The organism is Paenibacillus sp. cl141a (genome assembly GCF_900109305.1).
Lineage (GTDB): Bacteria > Bacillota > Bacilli > Paenibacillales > Paenibacillaceae > Paenibacillus_AQ > Paenibacillus_AQ lautus_A.
The window spans coordinates 205,274-224,657 of the sequence record NZ_FNZO01000003.1 but is presented as its reverse complement, the minus strand read 5'-3'; the positions used below and the strand labels follow the sequence as shown (position 1 = coordinate 224,657).

The following is a 19,384-nucleotide window of genomic DNA, read 5'->3' as shown; positions in this document are numbered from 1 at the left end:
GACTTGGGAGAGGGGTTGACGGGGTTGCGATGAAAAGAGACCGGGGTTATGCATGGGTCATTCTCATATTTCTATGGATGCTAGGGTTTGCTGCGGCCATCAGCCGGTTTGTCATGTCTTATTACCAGCAAGAAATGGCAAGGGATTTAAGCGTCGACCTCACCTTTATCAGCTTCACCTGGTCCGTTAACATTGCCGTTGCCGCCATCTGTTCTCCCCTCGGCGGATGGTTGACCGATCGATACGGTCCCAAAAAAATGATGCTCCTGAACGCCCTGTTTGGCGTGATGTCCATGCTGACCGTGCTTACGTTTCGTCATCCGGCGGGATTCTTCCTGGGGCTCGGGCTGCTCTCCGGCCTCTCCGGCATGGCTGCAAGTACAGGTTATGTCGTGGTCACAAGCTGGTTCAGCCGCCATAAAGCGAAGGCACTCATGATCATGACCAGCGCGAGCTCGCTCGGCCTGGCCATACTGACGCCTCTATTTGTCAGCAACCGAGACTGGCTCGATTGGACAACGGCATTCACTTTCACCTTATGGATCACGCTTGTATCCATACCGCTCACCTTGCTTATCATGAAAGAACGAAAGCGCGAAGAGCACGAAGCCGACCCCTCCGCTGCTGAATCGCCCCCATCGGCTGGGAGGCCACGGATCCTCCCGATCGCCAAGGAGATGGTAACCAGTCGCACCGTACTTCTGGTGGTCTTCGCTTTGTTCACATGCGGATTCAGCATGGGAACGGTTGAAATGCACCTGATGGCCATCCATCGCCATCATCAGATCAGTTCGGTAATGTTCACGTCCTCACTGAGTATTCTCGGTTTGCTTGAGCTGACAGGCGGGCTGCTGTTTGCCTTCCTCCTGGACCGGATGTCGAGGAGTTTGGCCTTGTCCTTCCTGTACGTATTTCGAATCGTGGCCTTTACGGTGCTGTATCTGCACTTCAGCGCCTCTCCGATCCTCTTCTCGGTCATCTTCGGAGCCAGCTATTTAGGCGCCATTCCGGGCGGTATTCTGGTAGCCGCCGAGGCCATGGGCCATCGCTCCGTTGGATTGCAGGCCGGAACGCTGCTTATTTTCCATCAGGCTGGCGCCGTTCTCGGCTCCTTCTCCGGCGGATTCCTGTATGACCTTACGAACAGCTACCAAGCGCTGATCGGGATCAACCTGATTTTCAGCGCTCTGTCGGCCATGGGCTATTACCGGATTCATCGTGCGTCGATTCGAAGGCGTTCCGTTCCAGGTCAGCCGGGCGGCGCCGGCTTTAAAAAATCACTATAGGCAGGTGTTCTTGATGAAAATGGCTTTCATTCTATTCCATGGCATGACGGCCCTGGACCTGATCGGCTTCACCGAAGTCATGACCCGGCTTGCCCGCATCCGTCCCGAAGCAGATATATCCTGGGATTATTGCGCGCTAATCACGCAAATCACCGATGATCGCGGATTGGGGTATGTCGTATCCCGGGTCAAACCGGATCTTTCGGAATACGATCTCGTCTTCGTGCCTGGCGGCTTTACCACGAGGGAGCTGAGATACGACCCCGATGTGCTGACTTGGCTGCAGACCGCCCGGGAAGCCAAACATCTCGTATCCGTCTGCACCGGATCGCTGCTTCTGGGCGCGGCCGGCTTGCTGGAGGGCAAGCGGGCTACCACCAACGCTTCGGCTTACGAGCTGTTGACACCCTACTGCAAGGAAGTTGTTCAAGCACGCATTGTACAGGACGGCCGTCTCTTTACAGGCAGCGGAGTGTCTTCGTCCATTGATCTCGGCCTTTATGTGCTCGAAAGGCTAACCGATGCAGCGACGGCTGAACGGGTCCAGACGGATATGAGCTACCCCTATTACCGGACGGGGACCTCATCCGCGGTATATGATGCGAAGATAGGCATGTGAATCCGGATGCGGCGACTGGGGAACTTACCCTATATATGGAAGCCGCTCTCCCTCGCAGGAATCACGATTTCATTAGGCATAAGCTCGGAGCCGGTCATCAATCAACCCGAGCAGCCAATCTCTTTCCCCGGGAACATTCTCTCTCAGCCTGGCCGCCGCTACGGGCAGCATCCACCGGTCGATATCCTCCAGCTTCGCACGGGATAATCGGCAGTACTCGTTCAGGTATACTTTCTGCCATAGCATGCGGGCCATCCGAAGCGGAAGCACCAAGATGCCCGGCTGATCGTCCGGGTAAAACGGCGATTGGAACATGAGCAATGTCCTGGCAACGTCGCATAGCGGGTTACCTACATGGGCGTTATTCCAGTCAATTGCCCGGCATCCGTTCTCCGCAACGATCACATTGTCCGGGTGAAAGTCGCCATGGCAGATGGAATCGCCTTCCGGAAAGGAATCCAGCACCTTGCATATGGCCTTCGCTTTTTCTTGCAGGATGCCGCTTGCATCGAGAATCGCGTGCTCCAGCTTTTCTTTTTGCGGCGGCAGCAGGCTGGTCGTGCAGCTGTGCGTCACATGTTGGAGTTGCGCCATATCCCGGGCGCACTTCGTTAGCTGAAACGGTGTCGATTGCACCTTACGCAGCATCGAAGGGCCCGTAATCCGTTCATACACCAGCCCCGTACGTCCATCAATATCCACCATGTCAAAGACGGAAGGGGCGGGAACCCCCGCTTCCGCAACGATGCGGCCCATCTCCGCCTCATATGTCACCCATTCCGGGCGATACCCTTCATAATACAGCTTTAGTGCCTGAGACTCTCCCCATTCATAGACCTCTGCACTCCTGCCTTTTCCAATCAGCGCACCCTTCTTCAAAAGCCCTTCCTCCATATCTTTAATCAGCTGGATTTTGAATTCGAACGCATCATCATCCGTCGAATCCAGCCTGGCTTCTGAATCCGGCAGTTATGAAACGCCGATATCTTCCATTCGCCGTTCACTTTGACCAGCACGTTGGTATTAATGGAAAAGCGGCCGGTGGGCGGCTTCTTATGGAATCTGAGCTGAACCGCTCCCGTAGCCTGGGCTATCGCAAGCTCCGGGGTCACGAAACGCAGCTGCGTCGGGGTTGGCCCCGCTACCAGCGTGGAGTCCCGGAGCACCCCGTCCCACAGCTTCTGATGTACCTCATCGATCTCTTGGCGGCCCTTCAGGTGCTGTCCGCTAAACGTCACGTAATCCGCATCCTCCGTAAAGCATTCCGCATAAGCCCGGCCATTCCCTTCTCCCCATGCCTTGGACAGCGAATCGAAATATCTCCTTTCTTGCTCTTAAGCGTGATCACGAATCTTCTTTGAACACATTGTACGATAATCCGGCCGAACTGAATTCCCGCCCCGGGATGAAAACAGACTCGGTCTTGGGACCGAGTTGTTCCTTAGTTCCGGCGAGTTGCGTTCTTTACGTAGGCAGGAGAGCGGGATATGATATCGTTATCCACGAGAGACCGAATCATAAAGGAGGTAGCAAACGGTATGATGAAGATCAGCGTTTTTGCCAAGGTCAGCGGCATTTCCATCAAAACATTGCGTTATTATGATGAGCTGGGCCTGTTAAGGCCGGCCCATGTTGATGAGCAAAGCGGATACCGTTACTATTCCGAGGAGCAGCTTCTGACCGTCAAGCGGATTGCCGCCTACAAGGAACAGGGGTTTACCTTGGAACAGCTCAAGCCTTTTTTTGCAGAGGATATAGGAACCGATGTCGTAAAGAACAAACTTGCGGATAAAATGACGGAGCTGCGACATGCGATGCAGACCCTCCAGCTGCAGCTGGATGAGGTGAACAGCAGAATGTCGCGCTTGGAGCCATCGGAAGCCGGTGATCCGGCAGGCTTCATCCGTATCCGGGAAGTCCCATCCCAGCTCGCCGCTTCGATTCGCGACCAAGTCCCCCGCAGCCAGCTATGTCTCTTGCTTGATGAGATTACGAAATATGCGACCTCTTATGGAGAAGAGGAAGCTAGCCAGTTAACCATCCTTTGGCATGATCACGGCAGCGAGAATGCCGACATCGCCGACATCGAAGTCGCAATCCCCATAACCAGGGACATACCTTTTAATGGCCGTGTTCGTGTGGACTACCTGCCGATGCTTCAATCCGCCGCATCTCTTGTACATCGTTGTGATCCGTACGGTTATAGCTGTCCTGTTGCACCCGAGCTCAAAGCATGGATTTCGTCCCAAGGCCTCGTTCAATCGGACCAGGAGCCGATCCGCGAAATCTATCTCACCTCGGATAAAGATATCTATGGCAAGAAGCGTCCCGCGGAATTGCTTATCCCCTTACAAGGTAACGCGTTGTAACTCATCCTTATCGTGATAGGCTGCCGGAGCGGGCCTTTGCCCAGCCTCTATCGCCTCCATCCGTACTTGCAGCAGCAGTAATCGCCATGTCTTTGTTGTTCATGAATAACTCTCGAAAAATTCTAAATCAACCTCTTGACTCTCCCCCTAACTGGAGAGTGTACAGTAGCTTTAAATCAAACAAGAGGAGTGGAGTTTCATGAAACGATTGGAAAACAAAGTTGCGTTGGTTACAGGCGGAAGCCGAGGAATCGGTAAAGGAATCGCCCTTCGGTTGGCGGAAGAAGGGGCACTGGTCGTTGTTCATTACGGAAACCGCCGGGATGCTGCGGATGAGGTTGTGCAGACCATACAGGTTCAAGGCGGGCAAGCTATCGCCTTAGGTGCTGGGCTGGGATCGGTAGATGGAGCCACGGGGCTTATTCATTCGCTGAAGGAGGAGCTGCTGCGTGTAACGGGGGACCAGCATTTTGATATTCTGGTGAATAACGCAGGCGTCGGAACCTCAAAGACCTTTGAAGAGACGACCGAGGAGAGCTTCGACGAGCTGTTTGCCGTTAATGTAAAAGCACCGTTCTTCCTGGTCCAACAGGCTCTGCCGCTCCTACGTGACGGCGGGCGCATCGTCAACATCTCCTCCGGTGTGACGCGTATCGCCTATCCGCATATTATGGCTTACAACATCACCAAGGGAGCCATCAATACGTTCACCTTGCACCTCGCCAAGCTGCTGGGTCCACGCGGGATCACGGTGAATGCGGTTCTTCCGGGCATCGTGGATACGGACGTGAATGCTGCATGGCTTCATACTCCGGAAGGGCATCAGCATGCCGCAGAGATGTCCGCGCTTGGCCGAATCGGTCAGCCGTCGGATATTGCGGACGTCGTAGCGTTTCTGTCATCAAGTGACGGGCGCTGGGTCACGGGACAGATGGTCGATGCAACCGGCGGCTCTCATCTGTAACTATGAAAAGAGCTATCCTTGCTTGGCATTAACGCCAGAAAGGATAGCTCTTTTGCTGTATTCTACTGTTAATCGGATTCGTCACTCTGCTCAATATCGCTCTTTTCCTATGTCTTCGGTTAATCGGATTCACTCCGCACAACCGACTTCCGCTCCGGGTTCCAGCGCCATGACGGATCCTTCCCCCTTACCTGCAAGCCTCCTACCCATTTATCGATCGTTGCGGCGCAGGCATAGTCGGTCTTACCGGCCAGCACCTCATGCCCCAAACTCGTCACTTGCAGCACCCGCTCTTGAAAATGGGGTACAGCCAGTTTGAAGTCAGGAAACAGTGCTGTACCATCGATAACCAGCAAGGAATCCGGCCCCTCAATCATCTTCGCCAGGTAATACCAGAATTCCAGGTCTCCCATTCCGAGTGTATGAAGCCGGTCACCTACATTGCGGAATAACTCGTACGGCGTATGGATTCCGCCCGCTACAGCCTCTAACGTCGTCTGCTCGATGATCCCGAGTCCATGGCTCACAGAGGGCAGCCGTGCCAGATGGGCCTCGAACGCATCCCTCGCAAAAGGCAGTGCCGAGGAATCGACCTCCAGCATGCGCTGATGTTTCTCCGGCAGATCCGAGGTATAGGCTTCCCACAACATGCTGCCCAGCATAAGCTCTTCGTCTCCAATCGCGTGCCATGTGCCCGACAAAGTCTCGAGCTGCTCTGTGCTAAGCTGCCCCAGCCCGCGAAAAAGCTCGATGCCCGGGTATGCGCCAATGCACAGCAGACTCAGCTTCGTATTCCCCAGTGACTGTTCCTTAAACCAATGCAGCAAGTAGGCCAGCATGGTCTGGTCAAACAGGTCATGCTCAAACCAGAGCACAACTTCGTCATATTTTCGAAAATCCTGGAGCTTCCTCTCCTGCGACTCGCAGGTCCCGATATATTCCTTCTGCGGAATCCCCAGCGCTTGCTCCAAATACTGAGCTCTTGTTCTCCGATGATCCGGCTCGTCCATCTTCGTATAGACCGGACCAAACGAATAAAGCTCCCTCCACACCAGAATATCTCCTTGAATGTTTCCTTGCTTCAGCTTATCCCCTACCGAATCCCCGTTAACGATATGCAGCATGCGTTTTCCTCCCTCATACAGATCGGTGAACACCGATACAAAGTCGGCTACGTACAGCGCGTTCTTCAGCTTCCGCCGGGCATCAAAGAGTCGCTTCTTCAAAGCCGGCAAGGAAACGTCCAAATATTGCGAGATCTCCCGAAGGCTGTAGCCTTGAAAATAATAAAGCTGCACGGCAATCCGCATGCCGGGTGGCAGGTCGGCGACCGTGGCATGCAGCTGGCGTACCATCTCTCTCTTTTCCACAACCGCCTCCAAGCTACGCTGTTCTCCAGCCGGCAGCTCAACCTCATGCAGCGGTAACGTCTGCAATTGCTTGCGGCGCAAGTCTCTGTAACACTGCCGCTCCACGATCACTTTGAACCATCCGGGAAAACGCCGGGAATCCTGCAGCTTATGCAGATTCGCAAAGGCCTCCGTAAACGCCTCCTGCACGGCGTCCTCCGCCAAATGAGGATCCTGCAGCTTATCGTAGGCCACGGCCAGCGCCATGCCGGTAAAATGCGGACCAGGCTTTCCTGGGCCTCCGTGCTTCCCCTCCGGGCTTCCTCAATCCACTGGATCACGCTCACTTCACCTCCCTCTCGGTGTCTCTATCCCTTAAGTGCCGATCTAAATGAAAAAGGTTACCCCTCCTCAGGAAATGATCGTCTGCACCGGATGGATAATATATCGAAAATTCTCCACGGCCTTCGCCGGGGCCTCCGAAACACGGTTCCAATGATGATAGAAACTAAATGGGAATTTAAATAGATGACCGAAGTCCCAGTCGATCGCAGCCCCGTCGATTCCCATCCAGTACTCCGGCTGATGAGGCAAATAGGCAGATCTTGCAGCCTCCAAAAGAGGCAGCCGATCCACCGGAGACACGATTCGGATCGGCTCTGCAGGATCCAGCCGGCTGCTGGCACGGAGCACCTTCACGATTTTGAGCAGACCCGGCAAGCCTCTGTGGAAATAATCATGATGGCCAAGATCGTACAAGATGTTTAAGGCATGCGAGTACGTCAGCATATGCCCCATCAAGTCATGATGGGCTTCTGCGCGGTAGATCACCGAATAAGAGGCCAGCTCGTTTAAAATGAAGGCCGACAGCTGATTGCCGTCCGTTATTTCATATATTCCGTCAAGTTCATCCAGGGTCAACCGTTTGACCTCGGCTGCAGAATATCCGATCCAGGACCTTCCCGGAATCGTCTTCGTGAAGGAGGCTATTAATTCCGCGATATCGGCTGCTTCATGCCGTAGACCGCCTCCAAGCTCGTGGAGTGCAGCCAGGCTTATTGCGGCATAGATCACATTGTGCCCGACCCAGTGCAGCCCATCAATCGTATCGTCAAGGGCCGCAAGAATCCTTGATTCGGCACTTTTCACACTCAAGCTTTCCCCTGTCACCGTTCCCGACTGCAAATACTTGGCGATCATCCTTTGGTTCTCCGCCGTAACGGCCTCCTCGACCTTCCCGGGCAAATGGTTTGCCTTGACAAAAAAATAACCCGCGATCGCGGCCGCTCCGTAATGAGCCTGCCAAATATCCCCTGTTAGCATTCTGCACTGCGACAGTATGGATAATCCGTCCCCAAGAATCGCTCTGTCCTTATCGCTCATCCTGACCCCCCGATTCCTCTTGACATTCACCTAACACTTGTGTGATGATACTCATCAAATCATCTTGTTCTCTCTTCACATTCGAACAGAGCTGCACAGATGAATTTAAGAACAACATACCACACGGCGATGAGAAGAAGTAGTAGCTTATCTCTTGAGTCCAAGCGAACCGGCGAATGGTGCGAGGCCCGGTACTCCGGAATAAGTGAATGGATCTTCTCGCTTCAACCCGAACCTCCGAGCTGTGCCGGAGCAGTAGGCCTTGACGGCTCTCCACCGTTACTTTGGGAGATATGGCAGGAATAATGGTGCATTTCACCATTTCCACGTCATGCTAAAGAGCGACCGGACGGTCGAATTTGGGTGGTACCGCGAAAGTTACACTTCGTCCCATTGAGGGATGAGGTGTTTTTGTGTTGTTCGCAAACAATCAGGAGGTGTTTTTTATGCAGCGATTATTGTCAGGCATCAAGCCGAGCGGAGATTTGAATATTGGCGGATATGGGGGTGCCCTCCGTCAATATGTGAAGCTGCAGCATAAGTATGAGTCCTATTTCTTCGTGCCGGATCTGCATGCGATCACGGTCTATCAGGATCCCATGGAGCTGCACCAGCGCACGCGGGACATTGCCGCGCTGTACATTGCGTCGGGCATTGACCCCGATAAAGCGACGATCTTTCTGCAATCCCAGGTCCCCGCTCATGTAGAGCTCGGGTGGTTGCTGGAGACGCAGGCGCATTTTGGTGAATTAAAGCGCATGACCCAATTCAAGGAGAAATCGGACGGAAAGGATACCGTGAGCTCCGCGTTGTTTACGTATCCGGTTCTGATGGCTGCCGATGTGCTGCTCTACCAGGCAACGCACGTGCCTGTCGGCGACGACCAGAAGCAGCATCTGGAGCTGACCCGCGATGTGGCCGAGCGCTTCAACAACCGGTATGGCCGCACGTTTGCGGTGCCTGAGCCGATCATTCAGGATATTGGCTCCCGCGTCATGGGGCTTGACGATCCGTCCAAGAAGATGAGCAAAAGCAACCCGAATAAGAACAGCTGCGTCCACATGATGGATACGCCGGAGGATATCCGCAAGAAGTTCTCCAGGGCCGTTACCGACTCCGATGGCCAGGTCCGGCATGACTGGGAGCAGAAGCCGGCGGTCAGCAATCTGATCGAGATTTATTCCGTATTCTCCGAGGAAGCCATCTCCGTCATCGAGAAACGGTATGAAGGCCAAGGATACGGTACGTTCAAGAAGGAATTAGCCGAAGTGGTCATCGAGAAACTTCAACCGATCCAGGAGAGGTTCCATGAAATCGTGAATTCCTCCGAGCTTGATCGCATTTTGATGGACGGAGCGCAGCGGGCTTCCGAAACCGCAGTCCCAACACTGCTTGCCGCCAAGAAAGCGATGGGATTGGTCACGTTCTGAAAGAACCGAGAGGGCGTCCCCTTGATTACTGATCCTTATCGGGAATCAGAACAAGGGACGCCTTGCTTATGTTTTATACATAACTCCGAGTATCCCGGTTCCGCCCGAACTTGTAGGTTGCAATCAGTGATAAGGCCAAGGCAAAAGCCAGCAGAATCGCCACGTTCAGAATCACGTCGTTCAGGCCGCTTCCTTGCTGAAGCTTGCCGAACGTATCGAGCAGCCAATACTGCGGCAGGAAATCGGCGATTCGCTGAATCGCTTCGGGCATCACGGAGAGCGGGAATACACACCCCGCCAGCAGCGATGTCGGCATGATCACCATCGTCTGGATTCCGTTCGCCATCATGGTGCTGTCCGAGAACGCGACAATGACCTGCGATAAACTAACCGCGACCAGAGCGAACAGCGACAGAATCAGAAACATCTGCCATAATGGAATGCCTGGCTCGATATGAAAGAACCGGGTCATGACGAACAAGGTGGCCGCAATCTGAATCATCATCAGAACGATGTTCACGATGGCATTCGAGAAGACGTAACTGCGGGCCGTAATAGGCGACGATAAGAGTCTATAGTACGTACGGTTCTCGCGATCCCGGATCGTCAACGCCGATAGATTCACGGCGGAGAATAACATGAACACAACCAAGTAACCGATCGTCCGGTTGGTCATATCATGATTGGCCGATTGATCCGCAACCATAGTCGTGGACAATTGAAACGTAGAACTGCGATAACCGCTGTATAATTCGTTAAATGCGGCGGCGTCGCCACCCGCTATAACCCCCATGGATGAAATATTCTGGACGTACGCGTTCAGATACGATTTGACATACCCCGTAACCTGGGCTCCCTTGATCGATTCGATCCGGACCGGCTCGGGCGTCCCCTGAATTACGCCTTTCGCAAACCCTTCGGGGAAGATCAGCACCGCATCCAGTTCACCCGACACAACCAAGTCATCCGCTTCCGATTCCCTAATGAACGATGCCTCGGTATGCTCCAATTGAGCAACAAAATCGATCGTATCTTGCGTGACTTTCTGTTCGAAATCGTGATTCACGATGCCAAGGGTAACGGAGGTATCGCCCGAGCCCTTGTAGATTAAGGTGGATAGCAGAATGCCGACAATGGGAAGCGCAATAACGAGCAGCAGATTTTTATAATCCTTCAACGAGGTCAATATCGTCTTTCGAATGAGCCAGAGCATATCCTTCAACATTACAGCCCCTCCCTTCTTCGCATCGAAATCATGGCTACGGCCAGCAGCAGGATGGAGAAAACGATATTCAGCATCATCGCATGCATGGCTGCCGACCCACTGCCTGAATAGATGAGCTGCAGCAGAGCTTCATTGGACCAATGCAAGGGAGAATACGTTGCAGCCTCCCTCATGATTCCCGTTGTGCTTGCAACCGGCGTATATCCTCCGCCAAAGAATGCAGCCAGTTGAATAATGACCATGATGACAGCTCCGGCTGCATTTCCCTTCAGCACATAACTGATGCCAAGCCCAAGGCTGAGCGCAAACAGGATCTCGGTGAACAACACCAGGAATACCATGAGGGAGTTCTCCCCCCAATAGGCATTGAACATATATTTACTGATCAGCACAACGATAATGACAAATACGGCATTGATTGCGAGCGTGCCCGTTATTTTTCCGGCAAAAATCTCGGCTTTCGTCACCGGTGAAGCCAATAGTCGCTGTGCGGTGTTTCGCTTTCGCTCACTATCGATGAGTCCGCCTGCCGTCAAGGCGCTGTACAGGATGATCATCGTGGTCACCGCAATCGAAAAATAATCAAGCGAACCCGGCTGCCTCGCTCCCTGAATGGAAGACTCCAGCACATAGCTCCCTCCATCATCAACAAGCGGCTTGCTCTCATATTCCGGATCGATCTTTGCGGCTTCCGCTGACAGCCGATACCGGTCGGCAAAGGCGGACAGCATCCCCTGCACAATCCCGTTCTCCATACTGTTGCGGCTGTTTCCATCATATCGGATGCCTTGGCCGTCTATTTCCACGTAACCGGTGTACCGGTTGTTTCTCACTTCCTGCCCTCCGTCCATGCCTTCCCTGACTTGCTCAAAGACGATGCCCGATGAGCGCTCCGCCTCCAGCATAAATGCCTGCCATTGCTCCGTAAGCGCGGGTTCTGCTCCGTCGTTATGGTATAACACCCGGATGTCTCCAATCGTGGTACTCCCGTTAAAAGCATTCGAAAGCGCCGTCCCCAGGATCAGAATGAGCAGCACCGGGGTTGCCAGCATGAATACCAGCATCTGTGGCTCCCGGACGATCTTCATCTCCTTCAGCGCGATTCTCAGTACGTTCATGTACTTCCACCTCCCTCTTCCTAGGTCCGCTAATCCCGAAGGCTCCGACCGGTCAGCGTCAGGAACACTGTTTCCAAATTCGGCTCGGACGCTTGAACGGAACGAATCTCAATGCCTTGCGCCATGAATTGCTGAATGATTTTATTCAGGTTATTGACTCCTGCGTCGGAGCTGATGTGCACGATATTCTCCTTCACTTCAACCGATTTGACGCCCGCAATCTCCTTCAACTTGTTCGCTTCAAGAGGGGCGGCCGTTTGCACTTCGATCCCGATATCCTTCTGGTCCGTAATAATGGCCTTCAGCTGTGCCTTCGTGCCCTCCGCTATGATCTTGCCGTGGTCGATAATGGCAATCCGAGTGCAGAGCTCCTCCACTTCCTCCATGTAATGGCTCGTGTACAGGATCGTGCTGCCCATCTCATTCAGCTTCCTGACCGAGTTCAGGATATAGTTCCTCGATTGGGGATCGATGCCGACGGTCGGCTCATCCATGATGATCAGCTTCGGTCTGTGGGCAATCGCGCAAGCGATATTCAGTCGTCTCTTCATGCCTCCGGAGAAGCTCTTCGGATACATCTTGTGTTTGTCGCTAAGTCCAACGAAGGCAAGCGCCTCTACGGCCCTGCTCCTAAGCTCCGACCCTCTCAGTCCATACAATCCGGCAAAAAAATGAACATTCTCATAGGCGGTCAGATCCTCATAAATCGCGACCTCTTGTGGAACCACGCCGATCTGCTGCTTCGCGAACCTTCGATGCTTCGTCAGATTCTTGCCCAGGATATGAACCTCTCCCTTGGTCATGGGCATGAGTGACGATATGATATTGATGGTTGTGCTCTTGCCTGCTCCGTTCGCGCCCAGGAAGCCGAAAATCTCGCCTTCCCGTATGTTCAACGACAGCTGGTCTACCGCTATGAAATCCCCAAACTTTTTCGTGAGCCCTTTGATCTCCAGCACGTTCATACGTTTTTCGCCTCCATATTCCATCCACGCATCAACCGGTGGACTTGATCTGTATGTATCGTACGAAAAAAGGATGCCCTTGCGATAGTGCACAAGTTCATCCTTACCCATGAGAATATTCATGTTGTTGACGATCCAAATCCTCACCCTTGTGGGGAATGTCTTGTTTGACCCGGTATCCCTAACCCGCCAAATGCGCTTACCAGCTTTAGCTATAAGGAATTAGAGTGGTCACCGAGAAGCCGCTCGAGCCATCCACGATCACGGTTCCATTCACGACCGCAGCGCGTTCCTCCATGCCTAAAATCCCAAGGCCCTTGATTACCTTCTGCATGCCCTTGCCGTTGTCGCTGACCTTGGCCTTGATCATGGTGCCCAGAACTTCGATATGCAACGAGACTGCTGTTGCATTCGCATACTTCATCGTATTGGTTAACGCTTCCTGGGTGTTATCCTGAATGATTTTCCACTGAAGCGGCGTAATTACATCCATATTGCCCTCATGCGTTAATACGGTTTTGATCGGATGCTGAGCGGAGAACTCCTCCAGAAATAAACGCATTCGGTTGATGCCGAGCTGCTCCGTCGGAGGCTTTACGTTCTTTAGAACCAGCCTGATGCTCTCAATGCCTTCTTTGGAGATGGATATGGCATTTTGCAGCAGCTCGGCGGACTTGTCCGGATTCGATGTCATCAAGCGCTTGGCCGCTTCCATCTGAATCAACGCTCCCGTCATGGAATGCCCGATCTTGTCATGAATTTCCTGAGACAGCCGATTTCGCTCTTCCAGCTTGAACATATATTCAAACTGCCGGATGTACTCATTATTTTCGCTCAGTCGCTGGGTCAACCGATCGAGTTCACGATGCATCTGCTCGTTCTGCTCCTGGTAGGATGCGGCCCGGTTTACAAAGGTTCTGAGCATCGTAAGATAAATATAGGATAGGACGGATGTAGAAACGTAGGTCATAACAAACCCCTGAGGCACGATAAGCGCTGGAACCAGCAGGGGGATCAGAATCATCCAGCTCCTGCGAACGTAAAGCGACAACAGCTCGTACAGATTCACGGGAAGCAGTATGAGGAGCAGCGGATGGATGTAGAACGAGGAAGCCGCGACAACAAGAATCGCAAGCAGCATGAGGTACGGCTGTATGCTTCGGCTCTTGAAAATATAGACGGATACATTCACGGACAGGTAGAGAAGAACGACAAGTATATACCATGGCGTTATCGCAAGATCAGAGGCATACGACTGGCTGATCACATACAGGAACAGCATGCTTTTGAACCCGATGACCCACAGTTCGGCATAGTTTCGGCGTTCGCTCACTTATTCACTTCTCCCGTCAGATAAAAAATCGCAATCTGGGTTCGATGCTCCAGACCTGTCTTGCTGAGAACCGAAGTGATGTGATTGGCAATCGTGCCTTCGGAAATAAACAGCTTCTTCGAGATTTCCTTGTTGGCCAGACCTTTGGCGATGAGCGCCATAATATCCAGTTCCCTTTCGGTGAATAGGCTTCGGTCGAACTTGTCTGCCTTGTCTGTCTTATCAGGCTTTCCGGGAGACAGCCCGGATTTGATTTTATCCAGTACGACGTCCTGGAGCACATGATGGCCGTGGTACACGGTTTTGATCGCATCGCGAATCCGTTCCGGGTCGTTATTCTTTAGCAGATAACCCTTGGCCCCATTCAGGATCGCATCGGTAATGTATTCATCGTCGTCGAAGGTCGTTAAGATCAGCGTCTTGGTCCTGGTACGCTCCGTGAGCTGTTTCGTGGCCTCAACGCCATTCAGGTTCGGCATCCGGACGTCCATCAGCGCCACATCCACTTCGTGCGCTTCGCAATAGGCGACCGCTTCTTGTCCGTCTTCGACGGTCGCCACCACGTCGAACTCATCAAACGTCGCCAGAATGATCTTCATGCCTTCCCTGATAAAAGAGTTATCATCCGCAATGATCACTTTAATCTTCAATTTACGCTCACGCTCCCTTATTCAGGATTATACAGGCTGCCATCCTGAAGAACGATAGTATTTTATTCACTTGAATAAAGGGAGAAACGTCCCGATGCTGCGACTTTGGCATGATCCCGTCCACATGAACCGATCAGCTTGAGCAAACTATAGAAAGCAGTGCAGGGATGAACCCCGCACTGCTTAGGCGCCAGCCTATTCTATTAAGAAGCGGCAATCGATTTTCCTTTGTCTGAACGTCTCCCTTTCTTGAATGTCGAGGCCAGCAACAGAACAAGAAAACCTCCGGCTATGAACCACATTACCGCAGAATGCGAAGAAGATGGCGCGTACCCGTCAAAATACATCACATCCCGGAGAGCGGAAGCGGCAAAACGCAGCGGAGTCCAGGAGTACAGCCAATCCTGCGTCGCCTGGGGCAGAAACTCCGGCGCCATATTGAGAAGCGGCATCGAGAAGAACATCAGGAGCACCAAGATGCCCATGGCCGGGAGCCCGATCCAGTTCAGCAATGTCGACTGAAGAAGGAAAAATGCGGACCCGGCCAGCCACAGCATCAGCCATACGCTGCCTCCGTTCGCAAGCTCCATGCCATACCAGGAGGAAGCCATCCATACCAGAAAACCGGAGGCCAGACCCGTCAGCAGCAAACCGGCAGCGCCTTGCAGCACAATTGCGATTCCCCTGCTGCCGGCATTCACTGCTTTCTGCAGCGCCTGGAACAGGAACACGCTAAGGATCAGGCAGCCGATCCATAGAATCTGTATCAGCATTCCCGGCGCATTGCCGCTTGCGTGGTTCGCACCTACAGGATGAACGACCTCTTCATGAACCTCGAACGGAATGAGCAGAGCCTGCGCGGTTGTGACCGGCAGCATATCCGTCTGCGAGCCGATCATGGTCAACGCCTGCTTGGAGAGCTCCGCTCCCGCCATCTTCATCGCTTGCCCGAGCATCTGTCTCACCGCAGTGGATGCCTGCGTGCTCATCCCCTCATTCGCCAGCACCTGCACCACAGCGGGCTTCGGAGCAGGCGACTGCAGCGTCAAGATGCCGGCGCTTAAGTCCTCAGGCAGCACAAGGGCGCCGTAATACTTCTGGCTGTCGAGTCCTTCCCGCGCTTCCGCTTCCGAATTCACAGTCTCCCAATGAATGGGCAGCTGCGAGTTTGCCTGCAGCATTCCTTTCATCATGTCACCGACAGCGAGGGTTTCGCCGCTTGGCAACTCAACCGGTTGATCCAAGGCAACAAGCGCAACGGGAAGCGACTTCGGCTTCGCTCCCGCGATCGACCCCATCATGGCTACGCCGAAGATGGCCAGCACCAGAAGGACAGCCAATGCGCCGATCCACAGCATTTTTTGTCTTAAGAACCCCATATCCACCACTCCTCGTTAATAAACAGACTGTTGATTAATAATCACAGCGTTAATTATAATGAAGGTAGTGATTTGTTCAATCATCAGCTTTCAGCGGAGTGTTCATTACTCATCAGAGTACGAGCCCTCTGTTGATTAAGTCTTCACATTCGTACTGGGGGGATTCCTTGACAAAAAAGACGGATCGCCGGCAAATCCGGACCAACCAGCTGCTGCGGCAAACCCTGTTTGAACTTATGCAGGAGAAACGGATAGATGCCATTACCGTGACCGATATCGCCAATCGCGCCAATATCAACCGCGGTACCTTCTACCTGCATTATCGGGATGTGCCGGATATGCTGGATAAGCTCAAAGAAGAGGTGCTCCAGAAGATTGAGAACATCGTGGTTCTTATCGATCCCAGGGATTCCAGAGACTATGCGGAAAAGGGAGAGCCTTATCCCGCGTCAGAACAAATATTCGAGGAGCTCATCCGGCATGCCGACTTCTTCAAGGCTATTGTCGGCCCGAATGGGGACATTTCCTTCGTTCGGCAATTCAGGGAGTTCATGAAGGAGCATATGTTTGCCAAGCATGCGTTCAGAATGCCCACAGGCGGGAATCAGATCATTCCGAGCGATTACCTGATCGCTTATATGATCTCCGCCAATATCGGCCTGGTCATACACTGGATCGAGTCCGGGATGAACAAGTCCGCAAGAGAGATGGGCATCATGATGACACAGCTGATCAATTACGGCCCGTTGATCACTTCAGGAATTATCCAAAAACAATAAGGGCACGCAAAAAAAGAGAAGCGGAGGTTCCCTCGCTTCTCTTCTATCGTTACATGCATGTATACGCATGCCCGTGTTCTAATTGATCAATTGCTTCACTAATTCGCGATTGCGCTCCTTGAATACCTCGTTATGCGAAGAGACCATCGCGTACTTCCTGGCATCCGGCTCAATGAACTGCTTCGCGCTGTTCACCGCGTTCGCGGCATCCTGGAAGGCGCCTGCAATCAGGTGCAGCTTCCCGTCAAAATGCAGGATGTCGCCGGCGGCATACAGTCCAGGTATGGAAGAATTACAGCTTGCGTTGCCTGCGATATAGTAGTCATCCACCCGGTGAATATCAAGGTTGCTGTTCTCCAGCAGCGACATATCCCGTTCATAGCCATGGTTAATGATGACCTCGTCTACGGCTAAATAGGAAACTTCCCCTGTCGCATTATTGGTCAATTCTACCCGCTCAATCACCTCATGATTATCCGAAGCAATGAGCTTCGTGATCGATGTATTCAGATGGCAGGTCGCCTTGCTGTTCATCAGCTGCTGGACCTGGGCTTCATGGCCTGACAATTCGTCCTTGCGATACGCCAGGTAGACCTTCTTCGCCACAGGCTCCAGCTCGTTCGCCCAATCTACGGCTGAATTCCCTCCGCCGGACACAATGACGGTTTTGCCCTTGAAATGCTGCAGGGACTTCACGGTGTAGTTCAGGTTCGACACTTCGAACCGCTCGGCTCCTTCAATCTCCAGCTTCTGCGGATTCAAGATGCCTCCGCCAACCGCCACGATGACCGTTTTGGACAGATGCACGCCGGAATTCGCCGTATGTAATTCGAACAGTCCTTCCTCATTGCGGGCGATCGATTCAACCTTCTCGTTTAACAGCACTTCGGGATTGAACGTCAGGCCTTGCTGAACCATTTGCTCGATCAGCTTCGCGCCTGGAATCGGCGTCAATCCGCCGACGTCCCATATCATTTTCTCCGGATATACGTGAACCTTTCCGCCAAGCATGGGCTGATATTCTATTATCTTGGTTTTCATGCCACGCAGTCCACTATAAAAAGCGGAATACAATCCCGCTGGTCCTCCGCCAATAACCGTTACATCAAATATCTCATTCCCACTCATGCGTTTCACTCCCGGTCTATAAATTAAAAGGCTGTTTGTGATCACCTTGTAACGTAAATGATTATCATTATCAATTAGTATACGTTGCCTTTACCCTTTTTACAATCAAACATTTAGAAAAAATTCATTTTGTCACAATTTCGCCTAGATATAGGCCTGTAGTATTCCACTGAACTATATATGGGTATTATTCGGCTGAAACATGAATATTATTTGAAGTTTCCATTAAGATATTTATTGACAACGGCGCGGCCTCACATTATATTTATGGATGAAATTGAGAATCATTATCGTTTGATAGCTAACTACTCTGGAGGTGAAATGATGATTCGCCTAAGTACAGATCGAATAAGCGTCGGTTATGGCGAGAATCTGATATTGAATCGTCTTAACGTAGATATTCCCGATAAAAGAATCACGACCATCATTGGGCCTAACGGCTGCGGCAAATCCACTCTTTTGAAGGCTGTTACCCGCATCATTCCTTATCAATCCGGGGCTGCCATTCTGGACGGGGAAGAAATCGCCAAGATGAACACCAAGCTTCTGGCGAAGAAGCTGGCCATTCTGCCCCAGACTCCGGAAGGTCCGGGCGGATTAACGGTGGGCGAACTCGTATCCTACGGGCGCTATCCCCATCAGCGCGGTTTTGGCCGCTTGACCAAGCAGGATATGGACGTCATCGACTGGGCACTCGAGGTTACCGGCACCCAGGATTATAAATACCGTTCGGTGGATGCCCTGTCCGGAGGACAGCGCCAGCGGGTATGGATTGCGATGGCACTCGCGCAGGAGACCGAAATGATCTTCCTCGACGAGCCGACCACGTATCTGGACATGGCGCATCAGCTGGAGATTCTGGAACTGCTCGAGAGGCTCAATATCGAACAAGAGCGGACCATCGTCATGGTTCTGCACGATTTGAACCAGGCTGCCCGATTCGCGGATTACATTATCGCAATGAAGGATGGAGATATCATTCAGGCCGGCGATCCGGAATCCGTCATTTCGCACGAAGTATTAAAGAAAGTATTCCATATCGACGCAGAGATCGGCCGCGATCCGCGCACGGCGAAGCCGATTTGCATCACTTACAATCTATTAAAAGGGGAAAAAGAGGACATACTCAAAACGGCGGAGCATAACGACAACTACGAAGAAACTGCTCACCCCGTTTATCGCACTGCTGTTCACTCTTAGCGTCTGCGGCAATCCCGGAACCATTACATATGAGTCCGAGAACGGCCCCGCTTGAGGTGCCCGCCAATTCGCCGCGCGTGAGATTGTGTTATCCTCCAACGCGGGCGATCTGCTTGCACTCGGGTCAACATGAAATCGCGGATACTTTATGCCGAACTTCCAAAGCTCTCATTGCACGCCCGCGGGTGTGATGGGGGCTTTTTCGAT

The 19,384-nt window shown here is 52.6% G+C and carries 17 protein-coding genes, 1 pseudogene and 1 other annotated feature; of the genes and pseudogenes, 7 read left to right on the top strand and 11 right to left on the bottom strand.

Features of this window, described 5'->3' with window-relative positions:
• Positions 1–29 precede the first annotated feature (29 nt).
• Both BMX45_RS11015 and BMX45_RS11010 read left to right on the top strand, forming a co-directional pair.
• Complete coding sequence (locus BMX45_RS11015) at positions 30–1,286, top strand: MFS transporter (RefSeq protein WP_090909716.1); 1,257 nt, start codon at positions 30–32, stop codon at positions 1,284–1,286.
• A 13-nt stretch (positions 1,287–1,299) separates the two neighbouring features.
• A complete protein-coding gene (locus BMX45_RS11010) occupies positions 1,300–1,905 on the top strand; it encodes a DJ-1/PfpI family protein (RefSeq protein ID WP_090909715.1) in 606 nt (201 codons plus the stop codon).
• 72 nt (positions 1,906–1,977) lie between these two features.
• On the opposite strand, the gene BMX45_RS11005 is transcribed toward BMX45_RS11010, so the two are convergent.
• On the bottom strand, positions 1,978–2,784 hold the full coding sequence (locus BMX45_RS11005; RefSeq protein WP_254778035.1) for a phosphotransferase family protein: 807 nt from the start codon (positions 2,782–2,784) through the stop codon (positions 1,978–1,980).
• A gap of 23 nt (positions 2,785–2,807) precedes the next feature.
• On the bottom strand, positions 2,808–3,212 hold the full coding sequence (locus tag BMX45_RS11000) for an SgcJ/EcaC family oxidoreductase (protein WP_090909713.1): 405 nt from the start codon (positions 3,210–3,212) through the stop codon (positions 2,808–2,810).
• 231 nt (positions 3,213–3,443) lie between these two features.
• Between BMX45_RS11000 and BMX45_RS10995 the strand changes: the two genes are divergently transcribed.
• Together BMX45_RS10995 and BMX45_RS10990 are read left to right on the top strand one after the other, a co-directional pair.
• Positions 3,444–4,274 (top strand): MerR family transcriptional regulator, encoded by an 831-nt coding sequence (locus BMX45_RS10995; protein WP_254778034.1) that lies wholly within the window; start codon positions 3,444–3,446, stop codon positions 4,272–4,274.
• Positions 4,275–4,473: 199 nt separating this feature from the next.
• Positions 4,474–5,238: an SDR family oxidoreductase gene (locus BMX45_RS10990; RefSeq protein ID WP_090909711.1), complete on the top strand. Its 765-nt coding sequence runs from the start codon at positions 4,474–4,476 to the stop codon at positions 5,236–5,238.
• Between the two features lie 119 nt (positions 5,239–5,357).
• Here BMX45_RS10990 and BMX45_RS10985 read toward each other — a convergent pair.
• Positions 5,358–6,928 (bottom strand): annotated as a pseudogene (locus tag BMX45_RS10985) (sigma-70 family RNA polymerase sigma factor).
• A 70-nt stretch (positions 6,929–6,998) separates the two neighbouring features.
• Positions 6,999–7,970 carry a hypothetical protein gene (locus BMX45_RS10980; RefSeq protein ID WP_090909710.1) on the bottom strand — a complete coding sequence of 324 codons (972 nt, stop codon included), beginning with the start codon at positions 7,968–7,970 and terminating at the stop codon, positions 6,999–7,001.
• 120 nt (positions 7,971–8,090) lie between these two features.
• Positions 8,091–8,366 (top strand) — a binding site (T-box leader).
• A 50-nt stretch (positions 8,367–8,416) separates the two neighbouring features.
• Here BMX45_RS10980 and trpS point away from each other — a divergent pair.
• Positions 8,417–9,400 (top strand): tryptophan--tRNA ligase, encoded by a 984-nt coding sequence (trpS, locus tag BMX45_RS10975; protein ID WP_090909709.1) that lies wholly within the window; start codon positions 8,417–8,419, stop codon positions 9,398–9,400.
• Between the two features lie 73 nt (positions 9,401–9,473).
• Here trpS and BMX45_RS10970 read toward each other — a convergent pair whose 3' ends face one another.
• From BMX45_RS10970 to BMX45_RS10945, 6 genes are all read right to left on the bottom strand, one after another.
• Entirely contained in the window at positions 9,474–10,625 is a 1,152-nt protein-coding gene (locus BMX45_RS10970) for an ABC transporter permease (RefSeq protein WP_090909708.1), read from the bottom strand.
• Positions 10,625–11,743, bottom strand: coding sequence for an ABC transporter permease (locus BMX45_RS10965; RefSeq protein WP_090909707.1), 1,119 nt, complete (start codon positions 11,741–11,743; stop codon positions 10,625–10,627). Before BMX45_RS10965 ends, BMX45_RS10970 begins: the two co-directional genes overlap by 1 nt.
• Before the next feature lie 29 nt (positions 11,744–11,772).
• Complete coding sequence (locus tag BMX45_RS10960) at positions 11,773–12,708, bottom strand: ABC transporter ATP-binding protein (RefSeq protein ID WP_090909706.1); 936 nt, start codon at positions 12,706–12,708, stop codon at positions 11,773–11,775.
• A gap of 208 nt (positions 12,709–12,916) precedes the next feature.
• Positions 12,917–13,990 carry a sensor histidine kinase gene (locus BMX45_RS10955; RefSeq protein ID WP_175495095.1) on the bottom strand — a complete coding sequence of 358 codons (1,074 nt, stop codon included), beginning with the start codon at positions 13,988–13,990 and terminating at the stop codon, positions 12,917–12,919.
• Between the two features lie 47 nt (positions 13,991–14,037).
• Positions 14,038–14,691 carry a response regulator transcription factor gene (locus BMX45_RS10950; protein ID WP_090909704.1) on the bottom strand — a complete coding sequence of 218 codons (654 nt, stop codon included), beginning with the start codon at positions 14,689–14,691 and terminating at the stop codon, positions 14,038–14,040.
• 203 nt (positions 14,692–14,894) lie between these two features.
• Entirely contained in the window at positions 14,895–16,070 is a 1,176-nt protein-coding gene (locus BMX45_RS10945) for a YhgE/Pip domain-containing protein (protein ID WP_090909703.1), read from the bottom strand.
• A 167-nt stretch (positions 16,071–16,237) separates the two neighbouring features.
• Between BMX45_RS10945 and BMX45_RS10940 the strand changes: the two genes are divergently transcribed.
• A complete protein-coding gene (locus BMX45_RS10940; RefSeq protein WP_090909702.1) occupies positions 16,238–16,849 on the top strand; it encodes a TetR/AcrR family transcriptional regulator in 612 nt (203 codons plus the stop codon).
• Between the two features lie 78 nt (positions 16,850–16,927).
• Here BMX45_RS10940 and BMX45_RS10935 read toward each other — a convergent pair whose 3' ends face one another.
• Entirely contained in the window at positions 16,928–17,977 is a 1,050-nt protein-coding gene (locus BMX45_RS10935) for an NAD(P)/FAD-dependent oxidoreductase (RefSeq protein WP_090909701.1), read from the bottom strand.
• 324 nt (positions 17,978–18,301) lie between these two features.
• On the opposite strand from BMX45_RS10935, the gene BMX45_RS10930 reads away from it, so the two are divergent.
• Positions 18,302–19,177: an ABC transporter ATP-binding protein gene (locus BMX45_RS10930; RefSeq protein WP_090909700.1), complete on the top strand. Its 876-nt coding sequence runs from the start codon at positions 18,302–18,304 to the stop codon at positions 19,175–19,177.
• Positions 19,178–19,384 lie beyond the last annotated feature (207 nt).

Excerpts from the sequence above, each read along its gene's own strand:
- BMX45_RS11015 (WP_090909716.1), top strand. The coding sequence starts at position 30 with ATGAAAAGAGACCGGGGTTATGCATGGGTCATTCTCATATTTCTATGG.
- BMX45_RS11010 (WP_090909715.1), top strand. The coding sequence starts at position 1,300 with ATGAAAATGGCTTTCATTCTATTCCATGGCATGACGGCCCTGGACCTG.
- BMX45_RS10995 (WP_254778034.1), top strand. The coding sequence starts at position 3,444 with ATGATGAAGATCAGCGTTTTTGCCAAGGTCAGCGGCATTTCCATCAAA.
- BMX45_RS10990 (WP_090909711.1), top strand. The coding sequence starts at position 4,474 with ATGAAACGATTGGAAAACAAAGTTGCGTTGGTTACAGGCGGAAGCCGA.
- BMX45_RS10980 (WP_090909710.1), bottom strand. The coding sequence starts at position 7,970 with ATGAGCGATAAGGACAGAGCGATTCTTGGGGACGGATTATCCATACTG.
- trpS (WP_090909709.1), top strand. The coding sequence starts at position 8,417 with ATGCAGCGATTATTGTCAGGCATCAAGCCGAGCGGAGATTTGAATATT.
- BMX45_RS10970 (WP_090909708.1), bottom strand. The coding sequence starts at position 10,625 with ATGTTGAAGGATATGCTCTGGCTCATTCGAAAGACGATATTGACCTCG.
- BMX45_RS10965 (WP_090909707.1), bottom strand. The coding sequence starts at position 11,743 with ATGAACGTACTGAGAATCGCGCTGAAGGAGATGAAGATCGTCCGGGAG.
- BMX45_RS10960 (WP_090909706.1), bottom strand. The coding sequence starts at position 12,708 with ATGAACGTGCTGGAGATCAAAGGGCTCACGAAAAAGTTTGGGGATTTC.
- BMX45_RS10955 (WP_175495095.1), bottom strand. The coding sequence starts at position 13,990 with ATGCTGTTCCTGTATGTGATCAGCCAGTCGTATGCCTCTGATCTTGCG.
- BMX45_RS10945 (WP_090909703.1), bottom strand. The coding sequence starts at position 16,070 with ATGGGGTTCTTAAGACAAAAAATGCTGTGGATCGGCGCATTGGCTGTC.
- BMX45_RS10935 (WP_090909701.1), bottom strand. The coding sequence starts at position 17,977 with ATGAGTGGGAATGAGATATTTGATGTAACGGTTATTGGCGGAGGACCA.
- BMX45_RS10930 (WP_090909700.1), top strand. The coding sequence starts at position 18,302 with ATGATTCGCCTAAGTACAGATCGAATAAGCGTCGGTTATGGCGAGAAT.